15 protein-coding genes and 1 tRNA gene are annotated in these 15872 nt (G+C 70.6%); 13 read left to right on the forward strand and 3 right to left on the reverse strand.

All coding sequences use genetic code 11. The features are described 5' to 3' along the window. The first annotated feature begins 121 nt into the window (after window positions 1–121). Window positions 122–1096: an ATP-dependent DNA ligase gene (locus ACZK5N_RS00105; protein WP_463624502.1), complete on the forward strand. Its 975-nt coding sequence runs from the start codon at window positions 122–124 to the stop codon at window positions 1094–1096. On the opposite strand, the gene ACZK5N_RS00110 is transcribed toward ACZK5N_RS00105, so the two are convergent. Then, window positions 1097–1684 carry a class I SAM-dependent methyltransferase gene (locus ACZK5N_RS00110; protein WP_459017752.1) on the reverse strand — a complete coding sequence of 196 codons (588 nt, stop codon included), beginning with the start codon at window positions 1682–1684 and terminating at the stop codon, window positions 1097–1099. It abuts the gene before it with no gap. 66 nt (window positions 1685–1750) lie between these two features. Here ACZK5N_RS00110 and ACZK5N_RS00115 point away from each other — a divergent pair, with 66 nt between their 5' ends. The 7 genes from ACZK5N_RS00115 (at window position 1751) to ACZK5N_RS00145 (ending at window position 8141) form a co-directional block, all read left to right on the forward strand. Then, window positions 1751–2326 (forward strand): hypothetical protein, encoded by a 576-nt coding sequence (locus ACZK5N_RS00115; protein WP_459017753.1) that lies wholly within the window; start codon window positions 1751–1753, stop codon window positions 2324–2326. A 19-nt stretch (window positions 2327–2345) separates the two neighbouring features. Beyond that, the gene (locus tag ACZK5N_RS00120) at window positions 2346–2906 is read left to right on the forward strand and encodes a type II toxin-antitoxin system PemK/MazF family toxin (RefSeq protein ID WP_463624503.1); all 561 of its coding nucleotides are present in this window, start codon (window positions 2346–2348) and stop codon (window positions 2904–2906) included. Window positions 2907–3019: 113 nt separating this feature from the next. Beyond that, the gene (locus ACZK5N_RS00125) at window positions 3020–4033 is read left to right on the forward strand and encodes a methionine ABC transporter ATP-binding protein (RefSeq protein WP_459017755.1); all 1014 of its coding nucleotides are present in this window, start codon (window positions 3020–3022) and stop codon (window positions 4031–4033) included. Further along, window positions 4030–4710 carry a methionine ABC transporter permease gene (locus tag ACZK5N_RS00130; protein WP_463624504.1) on the forward strand — a complete coding sequence of 227 codons (681 nt, stop codon included), beginning with the start codon at window positions 4030–4032 and terminating at the stop codon, window positions 4708–4710. The genes ACZK5N_RS00125 and ACZK5N_RS00130 overlap by 4 nt, the downstream gene beginning before the upstream one ends. 86 nt (window positions 4711–4796) lie before the next feature. Then, complete coding sequence (locus tag ACZK5N_RS00135; protein WP_459017757.1) at window positions 4797–5645, forward strand: MetQ/NlpA family ABC transporter substrate-binding protein; 849 nt, start codon at window positions 4797–4799, stop codon at window positions 5643–5645. An 84-nt stretch (window positions 5646–5729) separates the two neighbouring features. Beyond that, complete coding sequence (locus tag ACZK5N_RS00140) at window positions 5730–6962, forward strand: HAD-IA family hydrolase (RefSeq protein WP_463624505.1); 1233 nt, start codon at window positions 5730–5732, stop codon at window positions 6960–6962. Between the two features lie 234 nt (window positions 6963–7196). Further along, on the forward strand, window positions 7197–8141 hold the full coding sequence (locus ACZK5N_RS00145) for a DUF368 domain-containing protein (RefSeq protein ID WP_463624506.1): 945 nt from the start codon (window positions 7197–7199) through the stop codon (window positions 8139–8141). A gap of 110 nt (window positions 8142–8251) precedes the next feature. On the opposite strand, the gene ACZK5N_RS00150 is transcribed toward ACZK5N_RS00145, so the two are convergent. After that, window positions 8252–8325: transfer RNA gene (locus ACZK5N_RS00150), tRNA-Gly, on the reverse strand. An 85-nt stretch (window positions 8326–8410) separates the two neighbouring features. Between ACZK5N_RS00150 and ACZK5N_RS00155 the strand changes: the two genes are divergently transcribed. Next, window positions 8411–11155 carry an FAD-binding and (Fe-S)-binding domain-containing protein gene (locus ACZK5N_RS00155; protein ID WP_463624507.1) on the forward strand — a complete coding sequence of 915 codons (2745 nt, stop codon included), beginning with the start codon at window positions 8411–8413 and terminating at the stop codon, window positions 11153–11155. 21 nt (window positions 11156–11176) lie between these two features. Here ACZK5N_RS00155 and ACZK5N_RS00160 read toward each other — a convergent pair whose 3' ends face one another. Next, window positions 11177–12304: a 6-phosphofructokinase gene (locus ACZK5N_RS00160; RefSeq protein WP_463624508.1), complete on the reverse strand. Its 1128-nt coding sequence runs from the start codon at window positions 12302–12304 to the stop codon at window positions 11177–11179. Between the two features lie 83 nt (window positions 12305–12387). Between ACZK5N_RS00160 and ACZK5N_RS00165 the strand changes: the two genes are divergently transcribed. From ACZK5N_RS00165 to ppgK, 4 genes are read left to right on the forward strand one after another with little or no spacing between them, the layout of a single operon-like run. Beyond that, entirely contained in the window at window positions 12388–13056 is a 669-nt protein-coding gene (locus tag ACZK5N_RS00165) for a DUF1707 SHOCT-like domain-containing protein (RefSeq protein WP_463624509.1), read from the forward strand. Then, entirely contained in the window at window positions 13053–13544 is a 492-nt protein-coding gene (locus ACZK5N_RS00170) for a PH domain-containing protein (RefSeq protein ID WP_463624510.1), read from the forward strand. The genes ACZK5N_RS00165 and ACZK5N_RS00170 overlap by 4 nt, the downstream gene beginning before the upstream one ends. Beyond that, the gene (locus tag ACZK5N_RS00175) at window positions 13544–14914 is read left to right on the forward strand and encodes a PH domain-containing protein (RefSeq protein ID WP_463624511.1); all 1371 of its coding nucleotides are present in this window, start codon (window positions 13544–13546) and stop codon (window positions 14912–14914) included. Before ACZK5N_RS00170 ends, ACZK5N_RS00175 begins: the two co-directional genes overlap by 1 nt. 50 nt (window positions 14915–14964) lie before the next feature. After that, entirely contained in the window at window positions 14965–15789 is an 825-nt protein-coding gene (gene ppgK, locus ACZK5N_RS00180) for a polyphosphate--glucose phosphotransferase (RefSeq protein WP_463624512.1), read from the forward strand. Window positions 15790–15872: the final 83 nt, after the last annotated feature.

Below are 15872 nucleotides of genomic sequence, written 5' to 3' on the forward strand. Positions count from 1 at the left end.
CCGCGCACGACACGCCGCCCGACCCGCACGTCGACCCCCACACAGGCCCTCGCGTGCGGATGGGACGGCGTGTCGTGCCCGGCAGGGGCGCGGGGGCCGTGCCGCGGGCATGATGGGCGGCATGCGCCCCATGCTCGCCACGCCGACGCCCACACCGGGCGTGCCGCCTTCGGGCGCCCAGTGGGTGCACGAGGTCAAGTGGGACGGGGTGCGCGCCCTCGGCGAGATCTGCGACGGCGCCCTGCGCCTGACCAACCGCACCGAGGGGGAGATCACGGTGGCGTACCCGGAGGTCGCGGCGGGCGCCGCCGGCCTGCCGGAGGGGGCCCTGTTCGACGGCGAGGTGGTGGCCCTCGACGACCAGGGCATCCCGTCGTTTCACGCCATCATGCCGCGGATGCACGTCCGCGACGCGCGTCGCGCCGCCCGCTGGTCCGCCGAACGGCCGGTCACCTTCGTCGTGTTCGACCTGCTCAGGGAGGCCGGGGCGGACCTGACGCGGCTGTCGCTGGAGGAGCGCCGGGAGCGGCTGGAACTGCTGGACCTCGACCGCCCCGCCTGGCGGTTGTCGGAGCAGTACGACGACGGCGGCGCGCTGGCCCACTTCACCCGCGAGGCGGGGCTGGAAGGGGTGATGAGCAAGCGTCGGGGGTCGCGCTACCAGGCCGGGGTGCGCAGCGACGACTGGGTGAAGACGCCGCACCGCTCAGAGCTCGTGGTGGTGATCGGCGGCTGGCTGCCCGAGGCGGGCAACCTGCACGCGCTCGGCGCGCTCTGGGTGGGGCAGCCCAACGACGAGGCGACCTTCGAGGCGGCGCCTCTGCTGTATCCGATGGGACGCGTCGGCTCCGGGTTGGGACGGGCCGAGCGCGACACCCTGCTGGCCGTCCTCCGCGACACCGAACGCCCCACTCCCCCGTTCGACCCGGTCCCGACGGACCCGGTGTCGCGGCAGGCGCGCTGGGTGGAGCCGATGTTGTGCGTGCAGGTGCGATACCTCAACGTCACCCCCGACGGCGCCCTCCGCCAGCCGGTCCTGCGGGCGCTGCGCCCGGACGTCGCCCCCGTGGACGCCGCCACGGCAGCCCTGCTCTAGTCACGCGTCGCGGCGGGCGACCAGGACGATGTCGTCATGGTGATGCGCCCCCGCGCCCTCGGCGACCGAGCGCTCGCGACGCTCGTGCACCAGCACTGTCCACCCCTCGCCCAGCCGCTCCGCCACGTCGTCGGGCGTGATCAGCGTGGCGGGGTCGATGTGCGCGTGCCTGGGAGCGAAGTCCGCGTGGTGGACGAACAGCAGCGCACCCCCGGGGGCGACGACGGACGCCAGCGATTCCACCGCCGAGGAGTCCTTGGGCAGGGGGACGTAGAACACCGACACCAGGTCGAAGTCGTCGTGCGGCAACGGCCGCCCCACCTCGCCCGCCACCCACTCGACGATCAGGCCGCTGTGCTCGGCGGCCCGCTGTCCGCGCTCCAGGGCCACCAGCGACGGGTCGAGCGCCGTGACCTCCCACCCGTGCCGGGCCAGCCACAACGCATCCGCGCCCTCGCCGCATCCCACGTCGAGCGCGCGTCCCCGGTGCAACTTCGGCGCCTCCGCGACTAGGGCCTCGTTGGCCCTGCCGCTCCACATCCGGTCGGTGTCGCGATAGGCCTGGTCCCAGTCGTGCTCGTGAGTCATGCCTGAAGTATCCCGCCGACTCGCAGACCCCGGCAATGATCCGGGCGCGGCTACCCTTGGTCACAAATGACCGAGCCCCAGCAGATCGCCACTCTCCCGCCCATCGAGGAGTTGCACGGCGACGTGCCGCGCAGCCCCCGCACGGGCGAGCCCCGGCGCCCGGCCGTCGTGCTGGTGGCCGCGGTGCTGCAGTACGTGGCGGTGGCGGGGTTGGCCGCCGCCTACGGGATCCACTGGTGGCTCGCCGTGCACCCGGCCAGCTACCCCACGTCGGCACGGCTGGTCGAGTGGGTGGTGCCGGAGCCGGGCAGGTGGGTTTCTCTCACGCTGGAGGGCGTCCTCGCCGCACTGCTCGTCCTCGCCGCCGGGGCGTGCGGCGTCGTCGGTTTCCAGGCGTGGAACGGCTGGCGATGGTCGCGGTGGGGCGGGCTGGCGGCGCTGGCGCCGGCCACCGGCTTCGCCGTCGCCCTCAACGACTGGGCCTTCATCGGGCTCGGGCTCGCCGTCGTGGCGGCGGGCCTGCTGTTCCTCCCGCCGGCGACGAGGTACTTCGGCCACTGGGAGCAGGTGCGCTCCGAGCGCCCGGTTGCGTATCGCAGGCCGCCCACCATCGTCTACGGGCGCCTCCCCCGGTTCCGCTGAGGCCGTAGGCTCTGGCGTCATGGCTCGAAACCCCTTCCTCGACGGCGCCCTCAAGGTGGTGCGCGAGGTCGCGCTCCGCGCCCTGGACCGCGCCTCCCGACCCCAAACCCGGCGACGCACCGCCCCCAAGGCCCGGCCCACGCGCACGCGGCGCACAGACCGGGCCACGGCCACCGACGGCTACCCGGGGGACTTCACGGGCCGTCCCGACATCGTCTACAGCCCGCATCGCGACGGACGCCCCGACCCCGGCGAGGTGGTGTGGACCTGGGTCCCCTACGAGGAGGACCACAGCGAGGGCAAGGACCGGCCGGTGCTGCTCATCGGCCGTGACGGCGCCTGGCTCCTCGGCCTCCAGGTCACGTCCCAGGATCACGACCGGGACGCCGCCCAGGAGGCGGCCGCGGGTCGCTACTGGATGGACATCGGCACCGGCGAGTGGGACAGCCAGCACCGGCCCAGCGAGGTGCGGCTCAACCGGATCGTCCGGATCGATCCCGACGCCGTCAGGCGGGTGGGAGCCATCCTGAGCCAGGGCATCTTCGAGGACGTGGCCCGCGAGGTCCTCCGCCACTACTGAGGGCCATAGCTCGTAGGGTCTCCGGTTGCGCCGGCGGTGAACAACGCCCCCTCGATTCGGGTCTGTGCCCCCGCCCTGATTGAATAGTGGACCAGAGGGAACGAGAGGCGCTCATGATCACCGTGACCGACCTGACCAAGGTCTATCACCAGGGCAAACGCGAAGTGCGTGCGCTCGACGGTGTCACCCTCACCGTCCCCGCCGGTTCCATCCACGGCATCATCGGTCACTCCGGAGCGGGCAAGTCCACCCTGGTGCGCTGCCTCACGCTCCTGGACCGCCCCACGTCGGGCGCCGTCGAGATCAACGGCGTGGACCTCACGGCCGCGCATGCCGGCGCGCTGCGCACGGCCCGCCGTCGGATCGGGTTGGTGTTCCAGCAGGCCAACCTCTTCGACTCGCGCACCATCGCGGACAACGTCGGCTACCCCCTTGAGCTGATCGGCATGAAGAAGGCTGAGCGGGACGCGAAGGTGGCCGAGCTGTTGCGCGTCGTCGGCCTCCCCGATTCCGGACCCGCCTACCCGGCTCAACTCTCGGGCGGCATGCGGCAGCGCGTGGGAATCGCCCGGGCGCTGGCCACGGAGCCTGACGTACTGCTGTTCGACGAGCCCACCTCCGCCCTGGACCCGAAGACCACCGACGAGATCCTGGACCTCATCCTGAGCCTCAAGGGTCGCGGCGGGCTGGCCGTCCTCGTGATCACCCACGAGATGCACGTCGTGAAGAAGATCTGTGATTCGGTGTCGCTGCTCGACGGCGGCCGCATCGTCGAATCAGGGCCGCTGGTCGAGGTGGTCAACAGCCTCGACAGCCGCCTCGCGGAGGCCCTGCTCGGCATCCCGCCGCACGACCCGTTCGACGCGGTGGGCGGCACGTACGTCGACGTCCTGTCCTCCGGCGCCAAGGCCGCGATGCCCGTGGTGGCGCACACCTCACTACTGGTCGGCGCGGAGCTCAACATCGTGGCCGGCAGCGTCGAGCACCTGGCCGGCACCACGTTCTCGCACCTGCGCATCTCGGTGCCTCCGGGCACTGACCCGCAGCGCGTGATCGAGGTCCTCCGCGAGCAGGGCGCCGACGCGAAGCTCACCACGCCCGCCCCCACCGGCGAGGCGGCGCTGTGATCCCCCTGGAGACCTGGTTCAACAATCCCGCGCTGCAGAAGGCGCTGCTCCCGGCCATCTGGGAGACGTTCCTCATGGTCAGCCTCTCCAGCCTGGCGACGGTGCTCATCGGGCTGCCGCTCGGCGTCGTGCTGTACGTGACGCAGAAGGGCGCCCTCGGCGAGAACCGCCCGCTCAACGTCGTCCTCTCCAGCGTCGTGGTCAACATCACGCGTTCCATCCCCTACGCCATCCTCATGCTGGCCCTCATCCCGTTCACGCGCTGGATCGTGGGTACCTCGCTGGGACCCATCGCCGCGTCGGTGTCGCTGGCGATCGCGGCCATCCCGTTCTTCGCGCGGCTCGTGGAGACGGCCCTGCGCGACGTTCACCCCGGCAAGCTCGACGCGGCTCACGCGATGGGCTCGTCGAAGATGCAGTCGGTGACGAAGGTGCTGATCCCCGAAGCCATGCCGGGGCTGGTCGCGGGCATCACCACCACCGTCGTGACAATCATCGGGTACTCCGCGATGGCCGGGCTCGTGGGTGGCGGTGGCCTCGGTCGCCTCGCCTACAACTACGGCTTCCAGCGCTACCAGCCCGACGTCATGGTGGTCACGGTGGTGCTCATCGTCATCATGGTCCAGGGCATCCAGTGGCTGGGAGACCGGATCAGCCGCGCCGTCGACCACCGTTAAAGCCTCCCCAGTGGGGACCCAGCATCTCGCTGGACACGAAACCGGCCAACTTGTCGTTGGCCCCGAGCAGTAAGGGAAATTTCCTGATGCCAAAGATTCTCACCGCCATCGCCGCCTCGCTGGCGGCCGCCATGGCCCTGACCGCCTGCGGCGGCGACGCCACCCCGTCGACCTCGGCCACCGGCTCCTCCGCGGCCGCCGGCGAGGTGACGACCCTTGTCGTCGGCGCCAGCCCGGTGCCGCACGCGAAGATCCTCGAGTTCGTGCGTGACAACCTCGCCGAGGAGGCCGGCCTCGACATCGAGATCCGCGAGTTCGACGACTACGTCCTCCCGAACGAGGCGCTCGCCTCGGAGGAGCTGGACGCGAACTACTTCCAGCACCTGCCGTACCTGGAGAGCCAGATCGCGGACAAGGGCTACGAGTTCACCGCGGGCGAGGGCGTGCACATCGAGCCGCTGAAGCTGTTCTCGGACAAGTACGACTCCGTCGACGCCATCCCCGACGGCGCCACCATCGCCATCACCAACGACGTCTCCAACCAGTACCGCGGCCTGAAGCTGCTGGAGAAGGCCGGGCTGCTGACCGACGTGGCGGACGACGCGACCGTGCTGACGCTGACCGAGGCCGAGAACCCGAAGGGATTCGAGTTCGAGGAGACCCAGCCCGAGGTCGTCGTGCAGCAGATGTCCGACCCGTCGGTCGACGCGGCGGTGATCAACGCCAACTTCATCCTCACCGCCGGCCTCGACCCCAACGAGGCCATCGAGTCCGAAGAGGTCGAGGGCAACCCGTACGCCAACATGCTCGTGTGGCGCACCGGTGACGACAACCCCGGCATCCAGGCGCTCGAGGAGTTGCTGCACTCCGCCGAGGTGGCGGACTTCATCGCGGAGACCTGGCCCTCCGGCGACGTCATCCCCGGCAACGCCTGATCCACGCCCGAAGGGCCGTCGAGCACCCGCTCGGCGGCCCTTCGCCGTACCCCACGGAGTCGGGGTGCGCGTTAGGCTGGCCGGGTGAACAGCACGCGCGCAGTCCTCTTCGACCTGGACGGCACCCTCGCCGACACGGTTCCACTCATCGCCCAATACATCAGCGACACCCTCAACGCACACGGCATCCCCTGCACCCCCCGTGACGTGTACCCGCTGATCGGGCGTCCGATCGCCGACGCCATGAACGAGCTGCACGAGTTCGCCGGAGACGACGCCCGCATGGAGGCGGTCATCGTCGAGTACCGGGCGGCGCTGCACGAGGCCGTCAACGCCGCCGGCACCGAGCTGGTCCTTCCGGGGGTCCGGCAGATGCTGCGCGACCTGAGGGCCGCGGGCTACGCCGTCGGCGTGGTGACGGCGAAGGGCGGCCCGCAGGCCGAGCATCTGCTCACCATCACCGAGCTGCGCGACCTCGTCGACGTCCTTGTCACCACCGACGACGTGGAGCGCGGGAAGCCCGCGCCGGACTCGGCCCTGCTCGGGCTGGATCGGCTCGGGGCCCGCGCCGCGGACACGTGGTACGTGGGCGACGCCACGTCGGACATGGACATGGCGCTGGCCGCGGGGATGCGGGCGATGGGCATCACCACCGGCGCCGCGACGCACGAGGAGCTGGCGTCGGCGGGGGCCGAGGTGGTCGTCGAGCACGCCGACGACGTGACCCGCCTGCTCCGCCGGGAGGGCGGCCGGACGGGGCGCATCCTGTTCGACACCGCCACCAGCATCAACGGATTCATCGCCGACGAGAGCAACTCGCTGGCATGGCTGTTCGCCGTCGATGGCGGGGACCACCCGGCCGAGGGGCTGTTTCCATCGGGCGCCGCCGTCATGGTGGAGGGATCCACCACCTACGAGTGGGTACTGGCCGAGTCCGACATCCTGGCCCACCCCGAGAAGTGGGCCGAGTTCCACGGGGAGCGGCCCACCTTCGTGTTCACCACCCGCGAGTTGCCGGTCCCGGAGGGTGCTGACGTCCGTTTCGTGTCCGGGCCCGTGGCGGATGCGCTCCCCGCGATCCGCGAGGCGGCCGGCGACGGCGACATCTGGGTGGTGGGCGGCGGCGACCTCGCCGGCCAGTTCCTCGACGCCGGAGCGCTGGACGAGATCGCCCTGTCGGTGGCCCCCGTCGCGCTCACGGGCGGCGCGCCGCTCTTTCCGCGTCGGGTGGAGTCGGACCGGCTGCGGCTGGTGTCGGCGACGGCGTTCGGCCAGTTCGCCCGGCTCGTCTACTCCGTTGTCGCGGCGAGGGAGTGAGCTGGGACCCTGGGGCGCGACGGGGGCGCGGGCCGTGCACGAATGAACGCCTTTCCGCCCCCAGGATGGCCGCTGGGGCCCTCCGGTCCGCTGTCTGTCGGCGTGTCGTGCTCGGACTGGCGCGGAGGTCGGGGGCGCGGGGGCGCCGGGACTGGGGGGTCGCGTTGCGTCAGATTGGCGCCCGGCCATGCGGACCGTAGGGTTGAGCTGAAGCACAGCGAGAAAGAGGCGCCCATGACGGCACACACCCACCGCGAGTCGGTCGTCGACCGTCCGGACTCCCCACGGTCCTGGTTCGGGCGGCTGCTCAAGGGGATCGCCGTGGGTGTCGGCGCCATCCTGCCGGGGCTGTCCGGCGGAGTGCTGGCCGTCATCTTCGGGCTCTACGACCCGATGATTCGGTTCCTCGCCAATATCCGTCACCACTTCATGCGTAACGTGCTGTTCTTCGTCCCGATCGCCATCGGCATGGGGCTCGGCATCCTGGGCTTCTCCGTCGTGGTCGAGGCCGCCTTCGCCTCCTACGCGGCGCAGTTCACCTGCCTCTTCATCGGCTTCGTGATCGGTACGTTCCCCTCGCTGTACCGGCAGGCGGGCCGCAACGGTCGCAGCGCGACGCATCTTGTCATCATGGGGGTGGCCGCCGCGGCGATCTTCATGCTGATGCTGGCCGGCGGTCAGATGCTGGTCCAGGTGCCGCCGAGCATCCCCGTCTGGTTCGGCTCGGGCGCGCTCATCGGGCTGGGTGTGATCGTGCCGGGGATGTCGCCGTCGAACTTCCTCATCTACTTCGGTCTCTACGACAAGATGGCCAGCGGCATCAAGGACTTCGACATGAGCGTGGTCATCCCACTGTTCTTCGGTGTGGTGGCCTGTGTCCTGCTGCTCGCCAAGGCCGCCGCCTGGCTGTTCGACCGCTACTACGGCGGCATGTACCACTTCATCCTGGGCATGGTGGTCGGCTCGTCGCTGGCGATCTTCCCCACCGTCGTCTTCCCCGCATTCTCCCCGGACGGCCTGACCTCCAGCGGGCTGACGCTGACCACCGCCGTGGCCTTCGCCGTCGTCATGCTGGTGGTGGGGGCCATCGCCTCGTACCTGTTCAGCAAGGTGGAGGACAACGTCAGCGACATGCGCCACGAAATCGAGGAGACGGCCGCGAAGGTGACCGACGGCTGAGTCCGACGTGCTGGCGGCCGAGCCGCCGCGCGTTGCCGGGTTCGAGGGCTGAACGCGCCAGGCCACCAGAGGAATGCGGATCCCTGACCGCAGGTGGCCGTGGCTCCGAGTGGAGCGGGCGACGGGAATCGAACCCGCGTATCAAGCTTGGGAAGCTAGCGCTCTACCATTGAGCTACGCCCGCGTGGGCCCTAGGTTAGCAAAGAAATCCTGCCCTCCTCCAACCGGCCTTCCAGACTCGCCACCCCACCCTGGGTAGGCTGAACGTCGTGGCTACGGCGAGGGCGGGGATCCAGCGCGACGACCGCGCCCTCATGCGGCTCGCCATGGCCCACGATGCCTCCCCCTACCTCCTCACGCCGTCGGGCGTGGTCACCCCGGAGACGGTCGAGGACGTCGCCACGCTCATGGTGCAGGCGGCCGAGGCCCGGCAGCCGATCACATTCCGTGCGGGCGGCACCAGCCTCTGCGGGCAATCCATCACCTCCGGTCTCCTCATCGACGTACGGCGCAACTTCCGCACCATCGAGGTCCTCGACGACGGACTGCGCGTCCGCGCCGGGGCGGGGGCCACCCTGCGGGCCGTCAACGCCCGGCTCGCTCGCCACGGCAGACGGCTGGGCCCCGATCCCACCAGCGACATCGCCTGCACCATCGGCGGCATCATCGCCAACAACTCCAGCGGCATGCTGGCGGGTGTCGCGCAGAACAGCTACCACACGCTGGAATCGATGGTGTTCGTGCTGCCCAGCGGCCGGATCGTCGACACGGCGGACCCGACGGCGGACATCACGCTCAGACTGGAGGAGACCCCGCTCGTGGGCGGGCTCCACATGCTGCGCAAACGCCTGAGGACCACACCGTCGTCCATCGCCGACATCAACCGGCTCTTCGCCATGAAGAACACCATGGGATACGGCCTCAATGCGCTCCTCGAGTTCCATCGTCCCGTGGACCTCATCCGCCACCTCCTCATCGGGTCTGAGGGCACCCTCGGCTTCGTCGCCGAGGCCACCTTCCGGACGGTGCCCCTCGCCCCCCACACTGCGGCGGCTCTGGCGCTCTTTCCCACCCTCGACGCCGCCGCGGCCGCGGTGCCGGGACTCCTCGAGCACGGTTTCGAGGCCATCGAACTCATGGACGCCGCGTCGCTGCGGGTGGCCGGCGCCCAGCCAGGATCGCCTGCGCTCCTGCACGGACGGGAGCTCACCACCGAGGCCGCGCTGCTCGTCGAGCTGCATGAGGTGGATGAGGACGTCCTCGCCGCGCGCCTGCAGGCCGCGGCAATCGCGCTGGGCGAGCTCGAGGTGATCGGCCGCGTGGCCCTCACTACTGAGGCGCACCACCGCAACGCGCTGGTGGAGCTCCGCCGCGGCCTCTATGCGCTCGTGGCGGGGGCGCGCCCGACAGGCTCCACGACGCTGCTCGAGGACATCTGCGTCCCCGTGACGGAGCTCGCGCCCGCCCTCCGCGACCTCGCCGACCTCCTCACCCGCAGCGGGTACCACGATGCACCCCTCTTCGCCCACGCGCGCGACGGCAACATCCACGTCCTCCTCAGCGAGCGGTTCGACGATGCCGCCAGCCTCGCTCGCCACCGGAAGTTCACGCGCCAGATGGTGCGGCTCACCCTCCGGCACCACGGCGTCCTCAAGGCCGAGCACGGCACCGGCCGGGCCATGGCGCCGTTCGTGCGCGAGCAGTACGGCGACGAGCTCTACGAGGTGATGCGCGAGATCAAGCACCTCTTCGACCCGGCCGGGGTGCTCAACCCGGGCGTCGTCATCTCGGACGAGCCCGACGCCCACCTCAAGAACCTCAAGCTCATGCCGACGATCGAGCCGGAGGTCGACGCGTGCATCGAGTGCGGCTTCTGTGAGCCGGTCTGCCCATCGCGGGACCTGACCCTCACCCCCAGGCAACGCATCGTGCTGCGCCGGGAGCTCGCCGCCCGCCAGGACGACACCGACCTGCTGCGCCAGGTGGAGGAGGACTACCGGTACGCGGCCATCGACACCTGCGCCGTCGACGGAATGTGCGCCGTGGCGTGCCCACTCGGCATCAATACCGGGGATCTGGTGCGCCGGCAGCGCGAGGAACGCGCCGGCGGGGTGGAGAAGGCCGCATGGAACCGCGCCGCCAGGACCTGGTCACTCGCCACGCGCATGGGATCGGCGGCTCTGACCCTCGCCAAGTCCACCGGCCCGCTGGCCTCGGTCGCGACGCGCCTCGGGCGGCGCGCCCTGGGTGACGACGTGGTCCCGGGGTACGACAACGACCTCCCCGAGGGCGCCGGCCTGCGCCGCAGGCCCCGTCGCCGCGACCGTGGTGGCGCCGGTGTCGCCGTCTACTTCCCCTCCTGCCTGCAGACCATGTTCGCCCCGTCCGGGCAGGGGGTTTTCCTGGCCTTCAACGAGCTGTGCCGACGCGCCGGGGTGAGGGTGTCGCTGCTCGACGCCTCCGGGCTGTGCTGCGGGTCCCCATGGAGCGCCAAGGGTCTCCGCGAGGGCTACGCCACCATGCAGGCCCAGGTCAGCACCGCGCTGAGCCGGCGCGGCCAGGACCTGACGGTTGTGGTGGACGCCTCGAGCTGCACCGAAGCCCTGGCCAGGATGACCGACGGCAGCGACGTCACCGTCGTGGACGTGGTCACCTTCGCGGCACAGCAGCTTGTGCCGCGGCTCACCGTGACCCGCTCGTTGCCCTCCCTGGTGCTGCATCCCACCTGTGCGTCCACACGCATGGACATCAACGACGACCTGCTGCGAGTCGCCGAGTTCATCAGCGACTCCGTCGAGGTGCCGCCGTCGTGGGCGTGCTGCGGCTTCGCGGGAGACCGGGGCCTCCTCCACCCGGAACTCACCGCGAGCGCCACCCGCGAGGAGGCCGACGAAGTGCGCACCGGGTACTTCGCCTACGCCACGCTGAACAGGACCTGCGAGATCGCGATGTCGCGGGCCACCGGCCGCACCTACGTCCACATCCTCGAGCTGTTGGCGGAGGCGACCCGCTGAGCCCGGCACATTTCCCGCTGGTCAGTCGCCAAGACCGGTGCCGACTCCCCTGGCCGCCCTGATCCAGGCGTGGTCCTGAGGAACGACCTTGAGGTTGCCGGCCACGTCCCCCAGCGGGACCGGCACGGCGTCGCCCCCCTGGGACGCCACCGTCACGCCGTAGTGACCCTCGGCGACGAGGTCCGCCCCAGCTGAGCCGAGCAGGGTGCCGAGCAGACGGTCGTTGGCGTCCGGGATGCCGCCGCGCTGGACGTACCCGAGGATGGTCACCCGCGACTCCAGGCCCGTCGCCTCCTCGAGCGCCGTGGCAACCTTGAAGGCGTTGTCGCGGTGGCCGGCCTCGATGGAGGCCTTGTGCGCCGCGGCGGCCGACTTCGCCTCGGGCGAGGAGGCCGCCTTCTTCAGCGCCTCGGCCGCCAGCAGGTCCGCGGTGTCCTGCACGTCCCTGGCACCCTCGGCGATGGCGATGACGGAGAAGTTGCGCCCAGACCCGGCCCTCTTCTTGATGGACGCCGCCATCGAGTCGATGTGGTAGGGGATCTCGGGGAGGAGGATGATGTCCGCGCCCCCGGCGATGCCCGAACCCAACGCCAGCCAGCCCGCCTTGTGGCCCATGATCTCGGCGATGATCACCCGGTGGTGCGAGTGCGCCGTCGAGTGCAGCCTGTCGATGGCCTCCGTCGCGATGCCGAGCGCGGTGGAGAAGCCGAAGCTCGTGTCGGTGTGGGCGATGTCGTTGTCGATGGTCTTGGGCAGGTGGATGACGTTGAGCCCCGCCTGCATCAGCCGGTTCGCGTTCTTGGCGGTGCCACCGCCGCCGATGCACACCAGGGCGTCGAGCTTGTTCTTCTCGAAGTTCTCGACGATGGTCGGCACCATGTCGCGGGCCTCGCCGTCGATCATCATCTTGTGCGGCTTGTCCCGCGAGGTGCCCAGGATGGTGCCGCCGATCGTCAGGATGCCCGACAGCGCGGGCCCGTCCAGCACCTGCCAGCGATCCTCGACCAGGCCGCGCAGCCCGTCACGGAAGCCGATCAGCTCCATGCCGTGCACGCCGATGGCCGCCTTGCCGAAACCCCGGATCGCAGCATTGAGGCCGGGCGAATCTCCGCCGGCCGTCAGGATTCCCACTCGCTTGCTCGCACCCATCACAGGCCTCCTCGTGTCCGGCCTCAACCCTACCGACGGCAGGCGCGCGGGGGGATGGAACGCGGCACTCCTAGACTGGGGGCATGTCCGAACCCCATCGCCTTGACGTGCTGCGCTGCGCGGTCCAGGACCGCGAGGTGGTCGCCTCACTCCTCAACACCGCCTACGCCGACGGCAGGCTCACGTTCGACGAGCACGCGGACCGGATCGCGCTCGCCTACGACGCCAAGACGTTCGGCGATCTGAACTCCCTCACCACGGACCTCGTCGCCTTCGAGCGCCCAGCCGCGCCGCCGGTGGCGGCGCGCTTCACTCCAAGCCCGGCACCCCAGCCGAGCCCCTACGCTCCCGTTGCGCCTCCCTCCGGGGCCCTCGCCGCCGGGGCGTTCACCGGCGGCAACTCGTTCCTCTCCACCTACAACCCGGGCCGCGTGACGAAGGTGTCCTCCACGGTGCAGCTCAACGCCTGGCTCAGTGAGATGCGGGTGGACCTCCTCGGCGCCGCCTTCGAGAGCCGGGACATCACCGTCCATCTCGGCGGCGGCATGTGCGAGGTGAAGATCCGCGTTCCGGAAGGCGTCGACGTCGACGTCTCGGGCATGAACCTGGTGATGGCCGAGGCGAAGGTGCAGGGGCTCCTTCCGCGGGCGGACGGCATCCGGATCAACCTCGTGGGCACCGTGTTCATGGGCGAGGTCAAAGTGGTGGGCCCGGGCGTGGACCGCCGTCGCTTCGAGCGGTTCATCCGATGACCGACACGCTGTTCGCCCCCCCGGGCACGGCCTGGCAGCGGCTCTCCCCCAACTATCTGCGGATGAAGCTCATCATGATCCCCCTCGTCTGGACCCTCTGGTTCGCCCCGGGCGCCGTGGCGGCGTTCCTGCTGGGTCCGTCGTGGCTGGGCTGGGTCGTGGTGGGCATGTGGGCGGTCGTCCTCACCTGGCGCATCCTGCGCGCTCCCCGGGCGTTCCGACGGTGGGGCTACGCCGAGCGCGACACGGACGTCTATCTCACCAGCGGCCTCTTCCACCGCAGGCTGGTGTGCGTCCCCTACGGCCGGATGCAGCTGGTCCAGCTCCACTCCGGGCCCATCGATCGCGCCTTCCGCCTGGCCACCGTGGAGATGATCACCTCGTCCACCCAGGGCAGCATCTCCATCCCGGGTCTGGCACCCGCCGACGCGGCGGCCCTACGCGACCGGCTGATCCAGCGCGGCGAGACGCAGCAGGCCGGCATCTGATGACGCACCCGCCTCCGCTCCCGGCGCGGCCCGAGCCGCAGGTCGAGAAGGTGGTGGAGCGCCCCAGCCCGCTCACGGGCCTCGCGCACAGCGGGATCGTCCTGGCGGCTTCGGTGGTGTTCCTGGTCCGCGAACTTGACGACGGCGGCCTGGAGGACCTGACCGGCCAGGCGTGGATCTTCGCACTGGTCGCGCTGGGCGCGGCGCTGGTGGCCGGGGTCTACGGCATCTTCGCCTGGCGCACCACGGCGTTCATCGTCGACGACGAGGAGTTCCGCGTGGAGCGGGCGTTCATCTCGCGCTCGTCGTCGCGGCTTGACTACACGAAGGTGCAGTCGGTGGACATCGCCCAACCCTTCGTCGCGCGGCTGCTCGGCCTGGCGAAGGTGCACATCGACGTCGGCGGCGCCGGGGGTCTCAGCCTGGCGTTCCTCACCAAGACGCGCGCCGAGTCGCTGCGCGAGCACCTGCTTGCCCGGATGGCGCTGGCGAAGGCCGGCCCGGCGGTGGCACCGGGCACCGAGGGAGAGGCCGTCGTCGCGTCCCCTGACGACCAGCCCGAGGAGCCGGTGCACGCCGTTCCACCGGCCACGCTGATCCTGGGCACCGCCGTGTCGACGACGGCGGCAGCGGCGCTGGTCACCGCCTTCCTGCTCCTCGGCATCACCATCTGGGGCGGGACGTCGATCACGGCCTTCGGCGCGATGCTGGCGTTCGCCGGCTGGGCCTGGTCCAACATCGGCCGCAACTGGGGATTCCGGATGACGCGACGCGGGGAGACGCTGCGGATCTCACGCGGCCTGGCCTCAACTGCCACCCAGGGGCTGCGGCCGGACCGGATCCAGGGCGTGGTGATCCACCAGGACCTGCTGCAGCGCCTGACCGGGCTGCACCGGGTGACCGTCACGGTGCTCGGTTACGGGGACCCCGCAGACGACGAGGGCCGCTCCACCAACTCCATCGTGCTTCCGTTCGGCACATGGGGCGACGTCCTCACCGTCCTGCGCGCCATCTGGCCCGACGTGGACCTCAGCCGGATTCAGCCCACCCCGCAGCCGGATCGCGCCCGCTGGCTCACCCCCTTCTCACACACCCAGCACACGTGGGGTGTGGGCGAGGAGGTGCTGGTGGCGCACCACGGCCTGATCGACCACACGCTGGCGATCGTCCCGCACCGGAGAATGCAGTCGCTCTCACTGCACCAGGGCCCGCTGCAGCGGCGGCTGCGGTTGGCCACCATCGCCGCGCACACCACGGACGGGCCGGTCTCGCTGCGCCTGTTCCACCTCGACGAGGCCGACGCCCGCCGACTCTTCGACGAGCAGCTCGAGCGCGGCCGGGCGGCCCGCGCCGTCGTCGCCACCGTCTGATCCTTCGGGCCATCGCCGACGGTCCAGGCGATACCGCTACGCTTTCGCGCATGAGCATCTTCCTGGGTATCGACGTTGGCGGTTCGGGCATCAAGGGCGCGCCCGTTGACCTGGAGGCGGGTGACTTCGCGGCGGACCGGCTCCGGATCCCGACGCCGGAGAAGTCCACCCCGAAGGCCGTGGCGGCCGTCGTCGGGGAGATCATCGAACACTTCCAGGGCGTCATCGGTGACAGCCCGGTGGGCCTCACCATCCCTGCGCCGGTGCTGCACGGCCGGGTGCCGTTCATGGCCAACCTCGACGTCAAGTGGAACGGGTTCAAGGCCGACGAGTACTTCGAGGACAAGCTCGGCCGCAAGGTGGTGCTCGTCAACGACGCCGACGCCGCGGGCCTGGCGGAGGTGCACTTCGGCGCCGCCAAGGACCACCCGGGCCTGGTCATCCTCACCACGCTGGGCACCGGGATCGGCGCCGCGATCATCTACCGCGGCGTGCTCATCCCCAACGCGGAGCTCGGCCACCTGGAGCTGTCGGGCTACGACGCGGAGAAGCGCGCCGCGTCCTCGGTCAAGGACAAGGAGGGCCTCAGCTACGAGGAGTGGGCCACCGAGCGCCTCCAGCCGTACTACAGCCACCTCGAGATGCTGTTCTCGCCGGACCTGTTCGTCACCGGCGGCGGAGTCTCCAAGGACTGGGACAAGTGGGGCCACCTGCTGACCCTGAAGACCCCCATGGTCCCTGCCAAGCTGCGCAACCGAGCGGGCATCATCGGCGCGGCGCTGGCCGCCAAGGACGCCGTCGAGCATCCCGACGTGCTGGCGATGATTCCCGCCGTCGTGGACGCCAACCCGGCGGACGTCGCGGACACCGAGTAACCTCCCCCTGACGCGGCGGCGGCGGGCGGACCCATTAATGGCCGCCCGCCCTCCTCCCTCCCCACACCCATTCCTGGGAGTGA

This window comes from Tessaracoccus pujii (genome assembly GCF_055326215.1).